This is a genomic window from Ornithinicoccus halotolerans, from assembly GCF_009602535.1.
Lineage (GTDB): Bacteria > Actinomycetota > Actinomycetes > Actinomycetales > Dermatophilaceae > Ornithinicoccus > Ornithinicoccus halotolerans.
Genome location: NZ_WIQI01000062.1, coordinates 1 through 16634 on the forward strand (window position 1 = coordinate 1; position 16634 = coordinate 16634).

Genomic DNA, 16634 nt, shown 5'->3' on the forward strand with positions numbered 1-16634 from the left:
CCGCGGGCGGGCCGTGCGCGCACCGGGCCAGCAGCCCGGCCAGCAGCGCGGTCTGCCGGGGGAGCCCGGACACCAGCACGTGCTCTCGCCGCGAGTGGGGGCCGCCGCCGATGCCGCCGACCCCGTCCAGCACCGGCAGCCCCAGTGCGGCGATGAAGTTGCCGTCGCTGGCACCGCCGACGGCGATGCCAGCGATGCGGTGGCCCAGCTCGGCCGCTACCTGCTGGGCGAGCGCGAGGTAGCCCTCGGTGGCGGGGCCGGGGTTCATCGGCGGGCGGTTGCGGTCGACCAGCATCTCCAGGCCGACCCGGTCGTCCTCGGGTGCCAGCGCCGCCAGGGCGGTGGCGACGCGGTCGGCCTCCTCGGGGTCCTGCACCCGCACGTCCACCTCGCACCAGGCCCGCCCGGCGACGACGTTGCGCCCGGTGCCGCCGCCCACGGCGCCGACGTTGACGGTGGTGCCGCGGTCGTGGTCGGCCAGTGAGCAGATCCGGGGGATCAGCCGGGCCAGCTCGTGCACCGCCGAGGCACCGGCGAACGGGTCCAGGCCCGCGTGCGACTCCACCCCGGTCAGCCGCACGTCGGCGAACACCATGCCCTTGCGGCGTACCTTGACGTGGCCCTCGCCGCTGGGCTCGGTGATGACGGTCAGGTCGCACTCGGCGGCGGCCCGCTCCAGGTGGGGCCGGCCGACCACGCTGCCGACCTCCTCGTCGGGGGTGAGCATCACCCGGACCGTGGGGTGCGGCTGCCCCAGCGCCCGCAGCGCCAGCAGCGCCCACGCCACCTGGGCGATGCCGGCCTTCATGTCGATCACGCCCGGGCCCGACAGCACGTCACCGTCCCGGGTCAGCGGCCACTCCGCGAGGGTTCCCTCCGGCCACACGGTGTCGTAGTGGCACAGCGCCAGTACCGTGCCCGGTCCGGTCCCGGGCCAGGTTAGGTCCAGCACGTCCCCGCGCGCACCGCCGTCGTGCCGGGCGGTCGTGGCCGGTTCCCCGAGGCGCTGCCGCAGCCACTCGTGGATCGCGTCCAGGCCGGGGCCGAGGAGGTCCGGCCGCAGGCTGGGGGTCTCCAGCCCCACCAGCAGGGCGATGTCGGCCAGCAGGTCCTCCAGCCGGTCGGTGACCCAGTCCCGGGCCAGGACCGCGGGCGTGGAGTCGCTGGGCGCCGTCCCCGTCGTCGTCATCCTCACTCCTGCCGTCGCCGACGTCGTCGTCGCCGCCCACGGTACGGCGAGCGGCCCGCTACCGGTCACCGAGGCGTGCACGTGGTCGATCGCTCACGCCGGTGGTGAGCGAGGCGCTCCAGTGGCGTCCTGTTGACGTGGCTCCGGCCGGTTCCGGTCAACAAGGCGGACGAGTGGTGGGTCACTCACCGACCCGGGTGAAGCGCGCGAGTGCGCCGCTGGTGACCTGTGGACGGCGACCGGCCTGGAGGTCCGGGCTCGGCCATGCTGCCCGGATGGCGCGAGGCGGCGAGGTCGAGCTCTTCACCTGGCGGCAGGGGCTGGCAGCCGGCCACTCCTGGCGCGAGCTGCGCGGGCCGCGGTTCCAGCGGCTGCTGCGGAACGTGTACGCGCCGAGAGGCGCGACGGTCGACGTGGTCGTGCTGGTGCGGGCGGCCCGTCTGGTCGTGGGGGAGCACGCGGTCGCGAGCCACGAGACGGCCGCCCGGATCTGGGGAGCAGCGGTGCCGCCGGTGGACGAGGTGCATCTGACCGTCCCGCCTGGCACCCGGCGCGCGAGGCGGGAGGGGGTGCGGGTGCACGCCGGTGCCCGCAGGGCAGTGGTGCGCAGCGGGGTCCCGGTCACCACCCCGGCGGAGACGTTCCTGGACCTGTCGGCGCGGCTGCGGTTCGTCGACCTGGTGATCCTCGGTGACTCCCTCGTGCAGGCAGGGGCGACCACTCCCGACGAGCTGCGTGCGGCGGCCGCTACCTGGCGGGGACGGAACCGTCGGCTGGCCCACCGGGCGGCGGCACTGGTGAGGGCCGGTGCCGAGTCGCCGATGGAGACACGTGCCCGGCTGCTCCTGGTGCTGTCCGGCCTGCCAGAGCCGGTCCTGAACCACGCCCTCGCCGACGAGGACGGGGTCCTGCTCCGAAGGCTCGACCTGGCCTACGTGCGGGCCAGGCTCGCCATCGAGTACGACGGCCGGCACCACGCCGAGAGCACGCGGCAGTGGCAGGGCGACATCCGGCGGCGCGAGGAGCTGGACCGCTGGGGCTGGCGGGTGGTGGTGCTGACGGCGAGCGACATCTTCCGGACACCGGAGGAGACGCTGCGCCGGGTCCGGCTGGCGATGGCCGACTGCGGCATGCGGGTCCCACCGATGCGGGACGAGTGGCGCCGGCACTTCCCGGAGCGGCAGGGGTAGCGGCGTGAGCGAGGCGGGTCTCTGCTCAGTTGCTCACGGTCCCGGGCGTGGTAGCGGTGAGCGAGGTGGGTGAGTGCTGAGCTGCTCACCCCGCTGCTAGCGTCACAGCGGTGCGGGCGTGCGGCAGGCCCAGAAATGGGTTGACCCTCCCGCGACGTGAGGCAGGACGGTGGACGCCATGACCGCAGAACCGCACCAGCAGCCGGGGGTCACCACCGGCAGGCCCGTGGCGACCACGGGCAGGCCCACGGTGACCACCGACGAGGTGGCCGGCACGGAAGAGGTGCTGCTCACCGTCGGCCAGGTGTCCGACCGCCTGGGCGTGACGGTGCGCACCCTGCACCACTACGACGAGCTCGGCCTGGTCCGCCCGACCGAGCGCAGCCGCGCCGGCTACCGGCTCTACACCCGGGAGGACCTCACCCGGCTGCAGCACGTCGTGGTCTACCGCCGGCTCGGGATGGCGCTGGACGACATCGCCGCGCTGCTCGAGGACGAGCAGCAGGATGCCGACGCCGTCGTGCGTCACCTGCGCCGGCAGCGGGACGCGGTCACGTCCCGGCTGGAGGAGCTCCACGAGCTCGTCACAGCCATCGACCGAGCACTGGAGAGAGAGATGACTGGAGTCAACCTGACCCCGGAGGAGCAGCGCGAGCTGTTCGGCGAGGCCTTCAGCGAGGAGTACGCCCAGGAGGCGCAGGAGCGCTGGGGCGACACCGACGCCTGGCGGCAGTCGCAGGACCGCACGCGCCGCTACACCAAGGCCGACTGGGAGCAGATCAAGGCCGAGGGCGACCGGGTCAACGAGGCGTTCGTGGCCGCGATGGCCGCCGGCGAGCCACCGACCAGCGAGGCGGCGATGGACGCCGCCGAGGCGGCGCGGGCCCACATCGACCGGTGGTTCTACGACCTGACGGCGGAGTTCCACCGGCACCTGGGTGACCTGTACGTCAGCGACCCGCGGTTCACCAAGACCTACGAGGACATCCGCCCCGGCATGGCCCAGTACGTGCGCGACGCCATCCACGCCAACGCCGACCGGCAGGGGTAGCCCAGCCGGTGCGGCGGGAGGCCAGCGAGACCCGGTAGCGGCCCGCGCGGGCCGCTACCGGGTCCCCTGCTGCTCCCGCTGCCAGGGCACCCCGAACCGCCCGTCGTGGGCGACCTGCTCCGGCTGCCGCCGGCCCCGCCGCAGGCTCGGGCTGGGCCGGTCCGGCTGGCGGTAGCCGAGCGCCACGACGCCCACGATCCGCCGGTCCTCGGGGATGCCGAGCGCCTCCCTCACTGCGGGGACCTCGCCGGGCTGCACCCCGTAGAACAGGCCGCCCAGCCCCTCGTCGACGGCCGTCAGCAGCATCAGCAGCGCGGCCATGCCGGTGTCGACGTCCCAGTACGGCACCGGCCAGCGGGCCTCGTCCTCGTCGGTCCAGCCCTTGTCCGGCTCGGCGTAGCGGCGCAGGTAGGCGCCCTTGTCCGAGCAGCAGACGATCAGGCACGGGGCGCGGCGCACGCCGCGCAGCCAGCTGTCCGGCGGCTGGCTCTGGTCGGTGGTGGCCTGCCAGAACGCCTTCCGGTCCTGCGTCCGGGTCAGCACCACGAAGTCCCAGCCCTGGCTGAAGCCGGCGCTGGGCGCCCGCACCGCGTGCGACAGCGCCCGGTCGATCACCGCCGGCGGCACCGGCCGGTCGGGGTCGAAGTTGCGCACCATCCGGCGACGTCGGACCACCTCGGCGAACTCCATGCGAGCATCATGGACCAACCCGTCGGCGCGCTCAGGCGTCGGCAGGGGTATGACGACGTTGGCCGTGCCGCGACCGTGGACAGGAGGTGCCGTGGCGACCTCCCGCGCCGACGACGTCGAGGCAGAGGTCAGGGAGGTCTACCGGGCGCACTTCGGCCGGCTCGCCGGCTGGGCGGGCACCCTCGTCTCTGACCGCGACCTCGGGCACGACCTGGCAGTGGAGGCGTTCGTGCGGCTGATGCGGCACTGGGGCGAGGTCGACGACCCGCGGCCGTGGCTGTACACCACGGTCGCCAACCTGGTCCGCGACCACTGGCGCCGGCACGGGCGCGAGGCCGCCGCCTACGAGCGGTACGTCGCCGGCCGGCCCGAGGGGCGGGGCGCCGACACCGCGGCGCCCGGCCCGGACCACGCGGAGGTGATGAGCGTGCGCGAGGCGGTGGAGGGCCTGCCCGAGCGGCTGCGCACCGCGGTGCTGCTGCACTACTTCGCCGACCTGTCGGTGGCCCAGGTGGCCCGCCAGATCGGCAAGGCCGAGGGCACCGTCAAGCGGGACCTGTACGACGCCCGCGCCCGGCTCGCCCGCGCGCTGGAGGAGGCGCGATGACTCCCCGGGACGGCCGCTACCCCGACCGCGGGTCGGCCCGTGGGGACGGGAACGAGCCCGGGGACGAGGTGGCGTCGTTCTTCGCCGCCCACCGCGAGCGCGTCCCGGAGCTGACACCGGACGAGCTCACCTGGCGCCGCATCCGCGACGAGCACCGCCGCCGCGGCCGGTCCGCCCGGCGCACGTCGGCCGCGGGCCTGACGGTCGCGGCTGCCGCGCTGGCAGTGGGCGCCTACGCGGTCTGGCCGCACCTGAACCCCGACCCCACCCCGACCGCGCAGCAGGGCGGCGCGCCGCCGGTCGCCACCGAGGAGGCCGAGGAGAGCGCCAGCATGCTCGCGGACCCGTCCGAGGAGGCGGGGACCACCGCGGCCCCCGGCCCGACGGAGCCGCTGGACCCGGGCGAGCTGCCCGAGCCGGTAGCGGCGGGCGAGGCGGGCCCGGCACCGCTGGCAGAGCTGGTGGTCACCGCGGTCAGCCAGGACCGGCAAGGCGGGATGACCGCCGTCGGATCCGGCGGGGAGGCCTCGCCCGGGTCGAGCGGCCCGGTGCTGCTGCGGGCGCCCGACGCGACCGGGCCGTGGGAGGCGGTGGCCGACCTCGGGCCGCTACGAGCGGCGGAGGGCCCCGCAGCCGGGGTCGACGAGCAGGACACCGAGGGCGCCGAGGGCGCCCGGCCCGCCGAGGACGCCGCCGCCGTGACCGGCGTGGAGTTCGCCGACGCGGACACCGGCTACGCCTGGGGCGGGGAGGCGCTGCACGTCACCACCGACGGCGGGTCGACCTGGCAGCGGCTGCCGCTGGTGGACCTGCTCGTCCACGACGTTCTCGTCCGGGGCGACACCGTGCACGTCGCCGCGACCGGGACCGACTGCACGGACGGCGGCTGCGGCGGGCTGTCCCTGCTCACCGGCCCGGCCGGTGGCGTCGAGCTGGTGCTCACCCCGGTGCTGTCCACCGAGGAGCAGGTGCCCGACCCGGTGCTGCGCGCCGCGGGGGACGAGGTGTACCTGCACGCGCCGGCCGACCCGCCGGGCGGCGCGGAGCCGGCGTCGGAGTCCGGGTCGTGGCGCTGGCAGGGCGGCCGGGCCGAGCCGCTGGCGCTGCCCATGGAGTGCGGTGGCCCCGCCCAGGCACTGGCCGGTGCCCCCGACCAGTCCGGGTTCGTGCTGACCGCCTGCCCGGGAGCGGGCGAGGTCCCGCTGCTGGTGGTCAGCTCCCAGCTCGGCGGGCGCACCTGGGGGGCGGCCTCCCCGGAGGTGATGGCCCCGCTGCAGCAGGACGACGGCCAGCCGCCCGGCCCGGTGCACCTGGCCGCGGCCGGCTCCGGCCGGGTGGCGCTGCTGACCGGGGAGCAGAGCCGGACCAGCAGCGACGGCGGCCGCACCTGGCAGCAGGCGGCCGAGCCGCTGCCGCTGCCGTCCGGCGAGGTGGCCGACGTGGCGGCGCTGCGGGACGGCACCCTGGTCGCCCTGGCCCGGCCGGACGCCGCCGAGCCCGGCGGCTACTGGGCCTCCGACGACGGCGGGCAGCGCTGGCAGCGGGTCGAGCTGCAGCCCTGACCGTCCGCCCCCGGCCGGCCCGGCTCTGGAATGCTGGGACCCATGACCGACCGGGACGACCTGCCGCCGGGGTACCCGCACGAGTGGGAGGCCGACGTGGTCCTCACCGATGGCTCGGTCGCGCACGTGCGCCCGATCGTGCCGGCCGACGCGGAGCGGATCCACGCCTTCCACGCCCTGCAGAGCGAGGAGTCGGTCTACCTGCGGTTCTTCGCGCCGATCCGGCGGCTGTCCGACCGCGATGTCCACCGGTTCACCCACGTCGACTACGACGAGCGGGTGGCGCTGGTGGTCACCATCCGCGGTGAGATCGCCGGGATCGGCCGCTACGACCGGCTCCCCGAGGACGACCTCACCACGGCCGAGGTGGCCTTCAACGTGGCCGACCGTTACGCCGGCCGCGGGATCGGGTCGGTGCTGCTGGAGCACCTGGCCGACATCGGCCGGGAGGCGGGGGTGCGGCGGTTCGTCGCCGACGTGCTGCCGCAGAACCGCCGGATGATCGGGGTGTTCGCCGACGCCGGGTATGAGATCACCCACGAGTTCGACGACGGCGTCATCGCCGTGTCGTTCGACATCGAGCCGACCGAGGCCTCCGACGCGGTCCGGCTCTCCCGGGAGCACCGGGCCGAGGCGGTCAGCATGCACCACGTGCTCACCCCGCGGGGGGTCGCGGTGGTCGGCGCCAGCCGCAGCGAGAACACGGTGGGCCAGGCGCTCTACCGGCACATCCGCGACGGCGGGTTCACCGGACGGCTCTACCCGGTCAACGCCTCCGGCGCGACGATCGACGGGGTCCGCGCCTACCCGAGGGTCTCCGACATCGAGGAGCCGGTCGACCTGGCCGTCATCGCGGTCCCCGCCGAGGCGGTGCTCGACGTGGTGCGCGAGTGCGCCGACGCGGGGGTGCAGGCGGTGAGCGTGGTCTCCGCCGGGTTCGCCGAGGACGGCCCCGAGGGGGTGGAGCGGCAGCGGGCGCTGCTGCGGACCGCCCGCGACCGGGGCATGCGGGTACTGGGTCCCAACTCCTTCGGCCTGATCAACCTGGACCCCGAGGTCAGCCTCAACGCCTCGCTCTCCCCGCGGCTGCCCCCGCACGGCAGGCTCGGGCTGTTCGCCCAGTCCGGGGCGCTGGGGATCGCGGTGCTGGCCTCGGCCGAGCGGCGCGGGCTGGGCATCTCCACGTTCGCCTCGGCCGGCAACCGCGTCGACATCTCCGGCAACGACCTGATGCAGTACTGGATCGACGACCCCTCGACCATGGCCGTCGGGCTCTACCTGGAGTCGATGGGCAACCCGCGCAAGTTCTCCCGGATCGCCCGCCAGCTCGCCGAGGTCAAGCCGGTGATCGTCGTCAAGTCCGGGGTGAGCCGCTACGGGGTGCCGCCGGGGCACACGGTGCGGGTCACCCGGGAGCGGCCGGAGGCGTTCGCCGAGATGCTGCGCCAGTCCGGGGTGATCCGGGCCGAGAACGCCCACCAGCTCTTCGACATCGCCCAGCTGGTGGTGCACCAGCCGCTGCCGGCGGGCACCCGGGTCGGCATCGTCACCAACGCCGCCGCGCTGGGGTCGCTCACCGCCGACGCGTGCGTCTCGTGGGACCTGGAGGTCGCCGACGACAGCCCGGTCGCGGTCCCCGCCACCGCCGGCGCGGGGGAGTTCGCCGCCGCGGTGGAGCGGGTGCTGGCCGACCCGGCGACCGACTCGGTCGTGGCCAGCTTCGTGCCCCCGGTGCTGACCGACGACACCGCCGTGGTGCGCGCGGTGGCCGAGGCGGCCGGCCGGCACGACAAGACGTGCGTGGCCAACTTCCTCGGGATGCGAGGGGTGGTGCCCGGCGGGGACCTGCCGACGTACGCGCTGCCGGAGGACGCGGTGCGGGCGCTGGCGGCGGCGACCCGGTACGCCCAGTGGCGGCAGCGGCCACGCGGCCAGCGGGTGCGTCCCTCCGGGCTGGAGCGGCAGCGGGCCCGGGAGCTGCTCGAGCGGGTGCTGCACGAGGCCCCGGGCGGCCGCGACCTCACCGAGGCGGAGGCGACCGAGCTGCTCGGCTGCTACGGGGTGCGGCTGTGGCCCAGCCGGCAGGTGGGCTCGGCGGAGGAGGCCCAGCAGGCGGCGCAGGAGCTGGGGCTGCCGGTGATCCTCAAGGCCACCGACCCCATGGTCCGCCACCAGCCGGGACAGCGGTGGGTGCGCCCGGACCTGGACAGCCCGGCCGCGGTGGGCACCGCCTTCCGCTCGCTGTCCTCGGTGCTGCGCGGCACCGGCGCGACCGGCATCGCGGTGCAGCCGATGGCGTCACCGGGGGTGCCGGTGCAGCTGACCACGGCCGAGGACCCGCTGTTCGGGCCGGTCGTCGGCTTCGGCGTGGCGGGGCTCCCGGTCGACCTGCTCGGGGACGTCACCCACCGGTTCCCGCCGCTGACCGACGTCGACGTGGCCGAGATGGTCGCCTCGGTGCGGGCCGCGCCGTTGCTGGACGGCTACCGCGGCGCGCGGCCGGTCGACCACGGCGCGCTGTACGACCTGGTGGCGCGGGTGTCGGTGCTGGCCGACGACTGCCCGGACGTGGAGGCGCTCGACCTAAACCCGGTGATGGCCCACCAGGAGGGGGTGGCGGTGCTGGGCGCCGAGATCCGGGTCGCACCCGCGCCCGGACGGGCCGACACCGCCCGGCGGGCACTGACCCCCGCCGAGGTGTAGCGGCCCGCGCGCGCCCGCGGGTGCAAGGATGGGCCCATGCCTCGACGCCAGAGCACCGGCACGCTGCCGGCCGACCTGCAGCAGGACATCGAGCGGGCCGGGTACCTCCCGGCCGTGGTGAGCGACATCGTGGCCACCGCCGTCGGTCCTGACACGGTCGTCGCGCACCTGGTGCACCAGGAGACGACGTTCGACGAGCAGGCGGTGCGGCGTCACCTGACGGTGCTGGTCCTCACCGAGGGCCGGCTGGTGATCGCCCACGCCGACGACCACGAGTCCGGGGACGTCGAGCGCCAGCACGTGGCCACGGCGACGACCGAGACGGTGCCGCTGCGTGCCGTGCGGGGTGTCATGCTCACCCACGTGCTGCCGGACCCGGAGCGGTTCACCGGCGAGCTGACCGGGCGCGCGGTCACCCTCACCCTCGGCTGGGGCGCGGTCTCCCGGGTGGACCTGGTGCCCGCCGCCTGCTCGGACCCCAACTGCGAGGGCGACCACGGCTACGAGGGCACCGTCGCCTCCGACGACATCGCGCTGCGGATCAGCGCCGACACCGAGGGGCCGGAGGCGGTCGGCCGTGCCCTCGAGTTCTCCGAGCAGCTGTCCGCCCGCCTCGGCCGCTGACCCGTGACGGGGCCCGTGCCGCGCGCCGGCGACGACGTGGTGCCCGACCCCGGTGACGAGCTGCTGCCACCGGTCTACGACGGTGGTCTGGGTGCGGTGCTGCCCAGCCTGGCGGCCAGCCTGGGCGTGACCCTGCGGCAGCAGGACGGGGAGGGGGACCCGCCCGGCTGGTCGCTGCCGCCGGCGCGGTCGGCGGTGCTGGTGCTGGTGGACGGCCTGGGCGCCGAGCAGCTCGCCCGGGCCGGTGGGCACGCGCCGTTCCTGACCGGGATGCCGCCGCTGGCGGCCGGGCTGCGCTGCGGCTTCCCCTCCACCACGGCCACCAGCATCGCGACGCTGGGCACCGGCCTCCCGCCCGGCCGGCACGGTCTGGTCGGCTGGCTGGCCCGGATGCCCGGGCAGGACCGGCTGCTGAACCACCTGTCCTGGCACGAGGGTCCGGACCCGCGGGCGTGGCAGCCGCACCGGACGGTGGGGGAGCGGCTGGCCGGCAGCGGGGTGGTCGCGACCCAGGTCGCCCCCGGTGGCTACGCCGGCTCGGGGCTCACCGAGGCGGCGCTGCGCGGCTGGGAGCACGCCGCCGCCGACACCCCCGGGGAGAAGGTCGCCGCCGCGCTGGCGGTGCTGCGGCGGGGCACCCCGGCCCTGGTGTACGTGCACCTGGGGGAGGTGGACCGGGCCGGGCACGAGCACGGCCCGGGCTCCTGGCAGTGGACGCAGGCACTCGAGGAGGTCGACGCCGCGCTCGAGGACCTCGCCGAGTCGCTCCCGGCCGGGGTCTCGCTCACCGTGACCGCCGACCACGGCATGGTGGCCAGCCCCTCGGGGTCGCCGACGGGGAAGGTCATCCCGTAGCGGCCGCCGCCCAGCACGGCGTCGAAGGCAGGCAGGTCACTGGCCACGACGGCGGCACCGGCGCTCATCGCCTCGATGAGGATGATGCCGAAGCTCTCCCCACCGGTGTTGGGCGCGACGTAGACGTCAGTCTCCGTGAGCAGGGCGACCTTCTCCTGGTGGCTGAGCGGACCGAGGAAGCGACAGCAGTCGAGCGCGTCCGGTCCGAGCCGTTGCACGGCCTCGTCGACGTCACCGGGCCCGGCGATGAGGACTTCCACGTCCGGGTGCCGGGCCCGCAGCCACGGGATCGCGGCGGTGAGCACCTCCAGCCCCTTGCGAGGCTCCTCGAACCGGCCCAGGAAGGTGACCGTCGGCCGGTCCGGGCTGGCGAACCCCCCGCGGTTCGCCGTGCCGAGGTCGCGGGCGAACCGCTCGACGTAGACGCCGTTGGGGATCACGAGGGTGTCGTGGCCCAGGTGGGCCTGCACGGTGGCCCGCGCCGCCTCGGACACCGCGATCCGGGCGGACAGCTTCTCCAGGCTCGGCCGCAGCACCGGTTGCGCCGCCCGCAGTGCCCGGGACCGCAGCGTGGCGCTGTGGAAGGTCGCCACGACCGGTCCTCGGACCGCCCACAGCGCCAGCACCGAGACGCTCGGGGTGGCCGGCTCGTGGATGTGGACGACGTCGAAGCAGCCGTCCTGCAGCCACTCGCCGACGCGGGCGGAGACCGCCGGCCCGAACGCCACCCGGGCCACCGACCCGTTGTAGCGGACCGGGACGGCGGGGCCGGCGCTGACCAGGTAGGGCGGCAGTGGGGTGCCGGGGTCCGAGGGCGCCAGCACGCTCACCTCGTGGCCGCGGCCGAGCAGGTGCTCGGCCAGGTCCCGCACGTGCAGCTGCACGCCCCCCGGCACGTCGAAGGAGTACGGGCTGACCAGGCCTACCCGCACCGGTCCCCCTCGGTCTGCGCCAGCAGGACCGGCTGCAGCACGTGCCAGTCCTCGGTGTGGGCGGCGACGGTGCGGCCGAGGTGGTCGGCGCACTGCTGGGTCAGCGCCTGCAGCTGCTCGGCGCGGTCCCCCGTCCCGCCGTCGGTCAGCTCGGCGCGGGGACCGAAGTCGATCACCACCCGGTGCGGGCCGTCACGGCCGGACGGTCCCGGCTCGTAGTGGACCGAGACCGGGTACAGCGCCGTGCCGGTGGCCAGCGCGATCGCCGCGGGCCCGCGAGCCATCCGCACCGGCTGACCGCACAGCCGCACCACGACTCCGTCACCGGTCAGGTCGCGGTCCGCCAGGAGCGGTACGCACTCACCCGCTCGCGCCGCGCGCGCCAGGATGCCCAGCAGCCCGGGCTCGCCCAGCGGGTAGATGGTCATCCCGAGCGAGCGCCGGTGGCGCAGGAAGGCCTCGTAGACCGAGGCCGGGTGCAGCCGCTCGGCCACGGTCGTCACCGGGGCGAAGTGGTGGGTCGCCCACGCCCCGCAGGTGTCCCAGTTGCCGAGGTGGCCCAGGAAGAGGACGACGCCGCGGCCCTCCGCCAGGTCGCCCCGGGGCGCGGCGTCCCCCACCGTCCGGACCCGCGCGGCCAGGTCGGCCGGGCCCAGCGCGGGCAGCCGGAACACGTCCACCCAGTAGCGGGCGTAGGAGCGCAGCCCGGCCCGCACCAGCTCCTCCAGCGCGGCCGCGTCCAGCTCCGGCCGGACGGCGGCGTAGGTGCGGCGCAGCTGCTGCACCTCCTGCCCGTCCCGCCGGTGGACCCGGTCGGCGGCCCACCGGGCGGCCCGGTAGGTGGCTCGCTCCGGGAGCAGCCGGGCCATCCGGAGCCCGACGCGCACCGCCAGGGACGCGGCCCGGTCCGCCGGCGTCGCGGCAGCCGCGGGGGTCATGGCTGCCCGTCCGCGCCGAGCGCCTGGTCACGGACGACCAGCACCCGCTGGACCACGGTGACCAGGGAGGCGATGGCCAGCAGCCCCAGCACGGCCACGAGCACCTGCTGCGGCAGCCCGAAGCCCACCAGGCCGGTGGTGACGAGGACGACGACGAGGCGGTCGGCGCGCTCGGCGATGCCGACCGTGCAGGTCATTCCCAGCCCCTCCGCCCGGGCGCGGGCGTAGCTGGTGAGGAACCCGAGCACCAGGCAGGCCAGCGCCAGCGCCGCGCCGAGGTCGCTGTCGCCGACGCCGGTGAAGTACAGCACCAGCGCACCCAGGACCGCCCCGTCGCCGAGCCGGTCCATCGTGGAGTCCAGGAACGCCCCCCAGCGGCTGGTGTGGCCCGACAGCCGGGCCATGGTGCCGTCCAGCAGGTCGGTGAAGACGAACGCGGTGATCGCCAGCGTCCCCCACAGCAGCTCCCCCCGCGGGAAGAGCAGGAGCGCCGACACCGCCACCCCGAGGGTGCCCACCATCGTGACGGCATCGGGGCTGACGCCACGGGCCAGCAGCAGCCGGGCGACCGGGGTGAGCAGGCGCGTGAACAGCGCACGCGCGAACCGGTTGAGCACGCCCGCTACGTCCCGTCCGGCCAGGCCGCGACCAGCTGCCGCCGGGTGTCTTCCAGCAGTGCCGGGAGCGCCTTGGTCTGCGCCACGACCGGTAGGAAGTTCATGTCCCCGCCCCACCGCGGCACCACGTGCTGGTGCAGGTGCGCCGAGACCCCGGCACCGGCGACGTCACCCTGGTTCATCCCGATGTTGAACCCGCCTGGCGCCGAGGCCGCGCCCAGCGCCCGCAGCGCATCACGGGTCAGGGCCGTGAACTCGGCCGTCTCCTCCGCGGTGAGGTCGAGGTAGAGCGCGACGTGCCGGTAGGGGCAGATCAGCAGGTGACCGGGGTTGTACGGGAACAGGTTGAGGACCGCGTAGCAGGTGCGGCCCCGGTGGACCACCAGCCCCTCGGCGTCGTCCTTGCCGGGTGCGGCGCAGAACGGGCAGCCGTCGGCGCCCTCCCGGGTGGCCCGGTCGGCCTGCACGTAGGCCATCCGGTGCGGCGTCCACAGCCGCTCGAAGCCGTCTGCCACCCCCGCGAACGACGACGCGTCCTCCAGGGAGGGGTCGTCCTCGTGCGCCATGGGCCTCATCCTACGGTCCGGGCCAGGCCCGCCCCGGGGTGCCGCGCCCTCAGCGGCGGCCTTGCGATGTGACGAGAGCAACATCCAGAAAGTTTGCAGATTTCCTCAAGGGACCTTCCGGATTTGGTCAAGAGACGCTATCTTTCAGTCAAGACAGCAGCACCGAGGGTGGCCTGTCCAGGGGGACCGACACCGCGCTCCAGCGGCCGACGCCCCACCCCCGCCCACCTACTCACGAGAGGCTCGTCGCCGATGTCTACGAACACCACCCCGCGCTCCACCCGCAGCGCCGCCAAGGCACTGGTCGCCACCGGCCTGGGCGTCGTCCTGCTCGCCGGCGCCGGCGGCACCTTCGCCCTCTGGTCGGACCAGGAGGTCGTCTCCGCCGGCACCATCAGCAACGGCAGCCTCTCCCTGGACACCACCGCCGGCACCTGGACGGAGGCGAACGGAACGCCCATCGCGGACATCGCGACGTACCGGATGGTGCCCGGTGACACGGTGGTCTTCGAGGCGGAGGTGACGCCCACGATCGTCGGCGACAACCTGCAGGCCACCCTGAAGGGGGAGCTCGCCGGCAGCGGTGCGCACTGGGCCGTGACCCCCTCCCTGCCCGGCGGCAGCCAGGTCCTCACCGAGGCCGACAGCGGCATCGCCCACGACCTGAGCGTCACCGTGTCGCTGCCCACCGCGTCCGGCAACGACAGCCAGACCGAGGTCCTGGACCTCGGCAGCCTCACGCTGACGCTGCAGCAGGTCGAGCCCACCCCCGCTCCCTGAGTGACGCCCGACCCCGGCCCGCGCCCACGAGGATGAGAGGAGCAGACAGATGACCCGGCTACTCCGACGTCTGGCCCTCCCCCTCCTCCTCGTGGGCGCCCTGGCCGGGGTCCCGCTGCTGGCACCGACCGCCGGAGGCACCCAGGCCCGGTGGTCCGACACCCAGGACATCGCGCTGGGGACCGTGGCCAACGACAACCTGGGGCTCTCGCTGACCGCGGACCAGGCAGTCACCTCGGTGCCCGGCTCGACCACGGTCAGGCTGGTCAACGAGTCGACGCGGCTGCAGGGCAGCGTGCACCTCCAGGGCAGCGCGACCCGCGCGGGCACACCGGTGGCCGGGCTGTCGGTGCAGTACACCGCCGGCGGCTCGGCGGTGCAGGATGTGACCGTGGCACCGGGGCAGCGCCGGGACGTGACGCTGGCCGTGGCCGCGGCTGACCAGCGCCAGCTGCTGCTGGCCCACGCCGGCAGCACGGTCGACGTCAGCACCACCGCCGGCCAGACCTCGGCCGCGGCCCCGAACTGGGCCGGCTCGGGGGCGGTGACCACCCGGCACCACATTCCGTTCCCTCGACCCACCCACCCCGGTGGTGGACAGCTCGAGGCAGCCAAGGTGTGCCAGGGCGCCGTGGTCGGAGCGGGCACCCTCAGGTGGGCCTGGCCGGACTCCGGCGTCAGCAGCGCACAAGCCAGCCCCGCGGTCGACCGCTGGACCGTCGAGCGGCTGTCCGGTGGGCAGTGGCAGCTCGTCACCAGGGTGGCGGGTGACGCCCGCTCGGCGAGCGTCAGCGCGAGCCAGCTGGTGGGGCTCGCCACCAGCACGTGGTTCCGCGTCGTCGCGCACCCGGCGGTCGGGACCGGACCCGTGCGGGCGACGTTCGAGATCGAGCTCAAGCAGGTCCTCAGCCTGCTCATTCCGGTCGGCGTCAGCTGCGGCGCGGTGCGCACGGCATGACCAGGATCGCGCTGCAGGTCGCTACCTGGGCGGTGGCCGCGTTGATGGCCGTGCTGCTCCTGGTGGTGATCCTCATCCCGCGGCTCACCGGGTGGGTCCCGCTGACCGTCCTGTCCGGCTCCATGGAGCCGACCATCCCCACCGGCAGCCTGGTGGTGGTCGAGCGCCTCCACGGCGAGGCGGACCTGACCGGCATCGGCACCGGCGACGTGATCACCTTCATGCCCCACCCGGACGACCCGACGCTGGTCACCCACCGCGTCGTCTCCGCGGGCACCAGGGCCGACGGCACCACCGTGTTCGTCACCCAGGGCGACGCGAACGCCGCCGCCGACCCCGAGCCGGTCGGCGCACAGCAGGTCCGCGGCACGGTGCGCTACCACGTGCCCTACGCGGGCCACCTGTCCAGGCTGCTCAACGTGGAGCAGAAGCGGACCGGTGTCTTCCTCGCCGCGGCGCTGCTGTTCGGCTACGCCGGCGTCCAGGTGGTCCGAGCGCTCCGGCCGGCCAGCAGCGCCACCGAGGGCGTTCGGCTAGCTCACCGGCGGCCGATGGCCGGTGCTCACCGCTCCAGCAGGTAGAGCGGGATCTCCCGGTCGGTGCGCTCCTGGTAGTCGGCGTACGGCGGGTAGGCGGCGACGGCCCGCTCCCACCAGCGCTGGCGCTCCTCACCGGACAGCCGCCGGGCGGTGCGGGGGTGGCGCTCGGTGCCGTCCTGCACCTCCACCTCCGGGTGGGCCTCGATGTTGCGCACCCACACCGGGTCCTTCGGCGCGCCGCCCTTGCTGGCCACGGCCAGGTAGTCGCCACCGTGCTCGACCCGCATCAGCGGCACCGGGCGGCGGCGACCGGAGCGGGCGCCCCGCATGGTCACCACGACGACCGGGCGGTCCATCACCTGGGCGGCGTCAGTGGTGCCGGCCTTCTCGATCTTCTCCAGCTGCTCGCGCACCCATCCGATCGCCGGGAGGATGCGCTCGCCGCCCCCGTGGTCCTGGCTCTGCTCCTGCTGCTGTGTCGTCTCGTCCATGTCGCTGCCAACCCCCGCCGGCCCGGGGATCTTCCCCCGGGCTAGCCGCGCGGGACCGGCAGCGTGGTCATCCGGTGCTCCCGGACGACGGCGCCGAGGGCGTCGAGGACCGCGGTGGGCGCAGCCGGGTCCGGCGCCAGCTCCACCTCATGGGCACCCTGGGCGGCTGCCCAGGCGAGCACGGTCCGGGCCAGCACGAGCGCATCGCGGTCCCGCCGCCCGTGCAGCTCCAGCAGCCGGACGTGCGGGTGCGGCTCGCCCAGGTCGACCGGCAGGCCAGGGGACAGCGCGGCGACCGCCAGCCCGACGTGGTCACCGTCGCGCTCGGCGACCCCGGCGGCG

Annotated in this window: 17 protein-coding genes and 1 pseudogene; 10 read left to right on the forward strand and 8 right to left on the reverse strand. The window is 75.2% G+C overall.

Annotated elements, in window-relative coordinates:
- Positions 1-1189, reverse strand: a 1189-nt coding sequence (locus GFJ45_RS10855; RefSeq protein WP_153397071.1) for a M20/M25/M40 family metallo-hydrolase, incomplete at its 3' end; no start/stop codon positions are given.
- A gap of 275 nt (positions 1190-1464) precedes the next feature.
- On the opposite strand from GFJ45_RS10855, the gene GFJ45_RS10860 reads away from it, so the two are divergent.
- Positions 1465-2379 (forward strand): DUF559 domain-containing protein, encoded by a 915-nt coding sequence (locus tag GFJ45_RS10860; RefSeq protein ID WP_153397073.1) that lies wholly within the window; start codon positions 1465-1467, stop codon positions 2377-2379.
- Positions 2380-2557: 178 nt separating this feature from the next.
- The gene (locus tag GFJ45_RS10865; protein WP_153397075.1) at positions 2558-3430 is read left to right on the forward strand and encodes a MerR family transcriptional regulator; all 873 of its coding nucleotides are present in this window, start codon (positions 2558-2560) and stop codon (positions 3428-3430) included.
- A gap of 54 nt (positions 3431-3484) precedes the next feature.
- Here the strand turns inward: GFJ45_RS10865 and GFJ45_RS10870 are convergent, their stop codons facing one another.
- Positions 3485-4120 (reverse strand): nitroreductase family protein, encoded by a 636-nt coding sequence (locus tag GFJ45_RS10870; protein ID WP_153397077.1) that lies wholly within the window; start codon positions 4118-4120, stop codon positions 3485-3487.
- 91 nt (positions 4121-4211) lie between these two features.
- Between GFJ45_RS10870 and GFJ45_RS10875 the strand changes: the two genes are divergently transcribed.
- Genes GFJ45_RS10875 through GFJ45_RS16800 form a run of 5 tightly spaced genes read left to right on the forward strand, consistent with a single transcriptional unit; the run spans position 4212 to position 10471 of the window.
- Positions 4212-4727, forward strand: coding sequence for an RNA polymerase sigma factor (locus GFJ45_RS10875; RefSeq protein WP_228386872.1), 516 nt, complete (start codon positions 4212-4214; stop codon positions 4725-4727).
- Positions 4724-6289 (forward strand): hypothetical protein, encoded by a 1566-nt coding sequence (locus GFJ45_RS10880; protein WP_153397081.1) that lies wholly within the window; start codon positions 4724-4726, stop codon positions 6287-6289. Before GFJ45_RS10875 ends, GFJ45_RS10880 begins: the two co-directional genes overlap by 4 nt.
- A 42-nt stretch (positions 6290-6331) precedes the next feature.
- Complete coding sequence (locus GFJ45_RS10885) at positions 6332-8992, forward strand: bifunctional acetate--CoA ligase family protein/GNAT family N-acetyltransferase (protein WP_153397083.1); 2661 nt, start codon at positions 6332-6334, stop codon at positions 8990-8992.
- Positions 8993-9028: 36 nt separating this feature from the next.
- Positions 9029-9616: a DUF5998 family protein gene (locus GFJ45_RS10890; protein ID WP_153397085.1), complete on the forward strand. Its 588-nt coding sequence runs from the start codon at positions 9029-9031 to the stop codon at positions 9614-9616.
- A gap of 3 nt (positions 9617-9619) precedes the next feature.
- Positions 9620-10471 (forward strand): alkaline phosphatase family protein, encoded by an 852-nt coding sequence (locus tag GFJ45_RS16800; protein ID WP_323368731.1) that lies wholly within the window; start codon positions 9620-9622, stop codon positions 10469-10471.
- A 17-nt stretch (positions 10472-10488) separates the two neighbouring features.
- Here the strand turns inward: GFJ45_RS16800 and GFJ45_RS10895 are convergent.
- The 4 genes and pseudogenes from GFJ45_RS10895 to GFJ45_RS10910 form a co-directional block, all read right to left on the reverse strand.
- Positions 10489-11496: pseudogene (locus GFJ45_RS10895) on the reverse strand (glycosyltransferase family 4 protein); the annotation flags it as partial.
- Complete coding sequence (locus GFJ45_RS10900; protein WP_153397089.1) at positions 11394-12341, reverse strand: phosphatidylinositol mannoside acyltransferase; 948 nt, start codon at positions 12339-12341, stop codon at positions 11394-11396. The pseudogene GFJ45_RS10895 and the gene GFJ45_RS10900, both read right to left, overlap by 103 nt.
- Entirely contained in the window at positions 12338-12958 is a 621-nt protein-coding gene (gene pgsA, locus GFJ45_RS10905) for a phosphatidylinositol phosphate synthase (RefSeq protein WP_153397091.1), read from the reverse strand. The genes GFJ45_RS10900 and pgsA overlap by 4 nt, the downstream gene beginning before the upstream one ends.
- A 5-nt stretch (positions 12959-12963) precedes the next feature.
- A complete protein-coding gene (locus GFJ45_RS10910; protein ID WP_153397093.1) occupies positions 12964-13524 on the reverse strand; it encodes an HIT family protein in 561 nt (186 codons plus the stop codon).
- A 252-nt stretch (positions 13525-13776) separates the two neighbouring features.
- Between GFJ45_RS10910 and GFJ45_RS10915 the strand changes: the two genes are divergently transcribed.
- The 3 genes from GFJ45_RS10915 to GFJ45_RS10925 are packed head-to-tail and all read left to right on the forward strand — an operon-like array spanning position 13777 to position 15843.
- Positions 13777-14304, forward strand: coding sequence for an alternate-type signal peptide domain-containing protein (locus GFJ45_RS10915; protein ID WP_153397095.1), 528 nt, complete (start codon positions 13777-13779; stop codon positions 14302-14304).
- 49 nt (positions 14305-14353) lie between these two features.
- On the forward strand, positions 14354-15262 hold the full coding sequence (locus GFJ45_RS10920) for a hypothetical protein (protein ID WP_153397097.1): 909 nt from the start codon (positions 14354-14356) through the stop codon (positions 15260-15262).
- Positions 15259-15843 carry a signal peptidase I gene (locus GFJ45_RS10925; RefSeq protein WP_153397099.1) on the forward strand — a complete coding sequence of 195 codons (585 nt, stop codon included), beginning with the start codon at positions 15259-15261 and terminating at the stop codon, positions 15841-15843. The genes GFJ45_RS10920 and GFJ45_RS10925 overlap by 4 nt, the downstream gene beginning before the upstream one ends.
- Here the strand turns inward: GFJ45_RS10925 and GFJ45_RS10930 are convergent.
- Complete coding sequence (locus GFJ45_RS10930; RefSeq protein WP_153397101.1) at positions 15825-16292, reverse strand: nitroreductase family deazaflavin-dependent oxidoreductase; 468 nt, start codon at positions 16290-16292, stop codon at positions 15825-15827. The two genes, GFJ45_RS10925 and GFJ45_RS10930, sit on opposite strands and share 19 nt — an antisense overlap.
- Positions 16293-16333: 41 nt before the next feature.
- A partial coding sequence (locus GFJ45_RS16370) for a hypothetical protein (protein WP_228386874.1) occupies positions 16334-16634 on the reverse strand: 301 nt, incomplete at its 5' end.

Excerpts from the sequence above, each read along its gene's own strand:
- GFJ45_RS10860 (WP_153397073.1), top strand. The coding sequence starts at position 1,465 with ATGGCGCGAGGCGGCGAGGTCGAGCTCTTCACCTGGCGGCAGGGGCTG.
- GFJ45_RS10865 (WP_153397075.1), top strand. The coding sequence starts at position 2,558 with ATGACCGCAGAACCGCACCAGCAGCCGGGGGTCACCACCGGCAGGCCC.
- GFJ45_RS10870 (WP_153397077.1), bottom strand. The coding sequence starts at position 4,120 with ATGGAGTTCGCCGAGGTGGTCCGACGTCGCCGGATGGTGCGCAACTTC.
- GFJ45_RS10880 (WP_153397081.1), top strand. The coding sequence starts at position 4,724 with ATGACTCCCCGGGACGGCCGCTACCCCGACCGCGGGTCGGCCCGTGGG.
- GFJ45_RS10885 (WP_153397083.1), top strand. The coding sequence starts at position 6,332 with ATGACCGACCGGGACGACCTGCCGCCGGGGTACCCGCACGAGTGGGAG.
- GFJ45_RS10890 (WP_153397085.1), top strand. The coding sequence starts at position 9,029 with ATGCCTCGACGCCAGAGCACCGGCACGCTGCCGGCCGACCTGCAGCAG.
- GFJ45_RS10900 (WP_153397089.1), bottom strand. The coding sequence starts at position 12,341 with ATGACCCCCGCGGCTGCCGCGACGCCGGCGGACCGGGCCGCGTCCCTG.
- GFJ45_RS10910 (WP_153397093.1), bottom strand. The coding sequence starts at position 13,524 with ATGGCGCACGAGGACGACCCCTCCCTGGAGGACGCGTCGTCGTTCGCG.
- GFJ45_RS10915 (WP_153397095.1), top strand. The coding sequence starts at position 13,777 with ATGTCTACGAACACCACCCCGCGCTCCACCCGCAGCGCCGCCAAGGCA.
- GFJ45_RS10920 (WP_153397097.1), top strand. The coding sequence starts at position 14,354 with ATGACCCGGCTACTCCGACGTCTGGCCCTCCCCCTCCTCCTCGTGGGC.
- GFJ45_RS10925 (WP_153397099.1), top strand. The coding sequence starts at position 15,259 with ATGACCAGGATCGCGCTGCAGGTCGCTACCTGGGCGGTGGCCGCGTTG.
- GFJ45_RS10930 (WP_153397101.1), bottom strand. The coding sequence starts at position 16,292 with ATGGACGAGACGACACAGCAGCAGGAGCAGAGCCAGGACCACGGGGGC.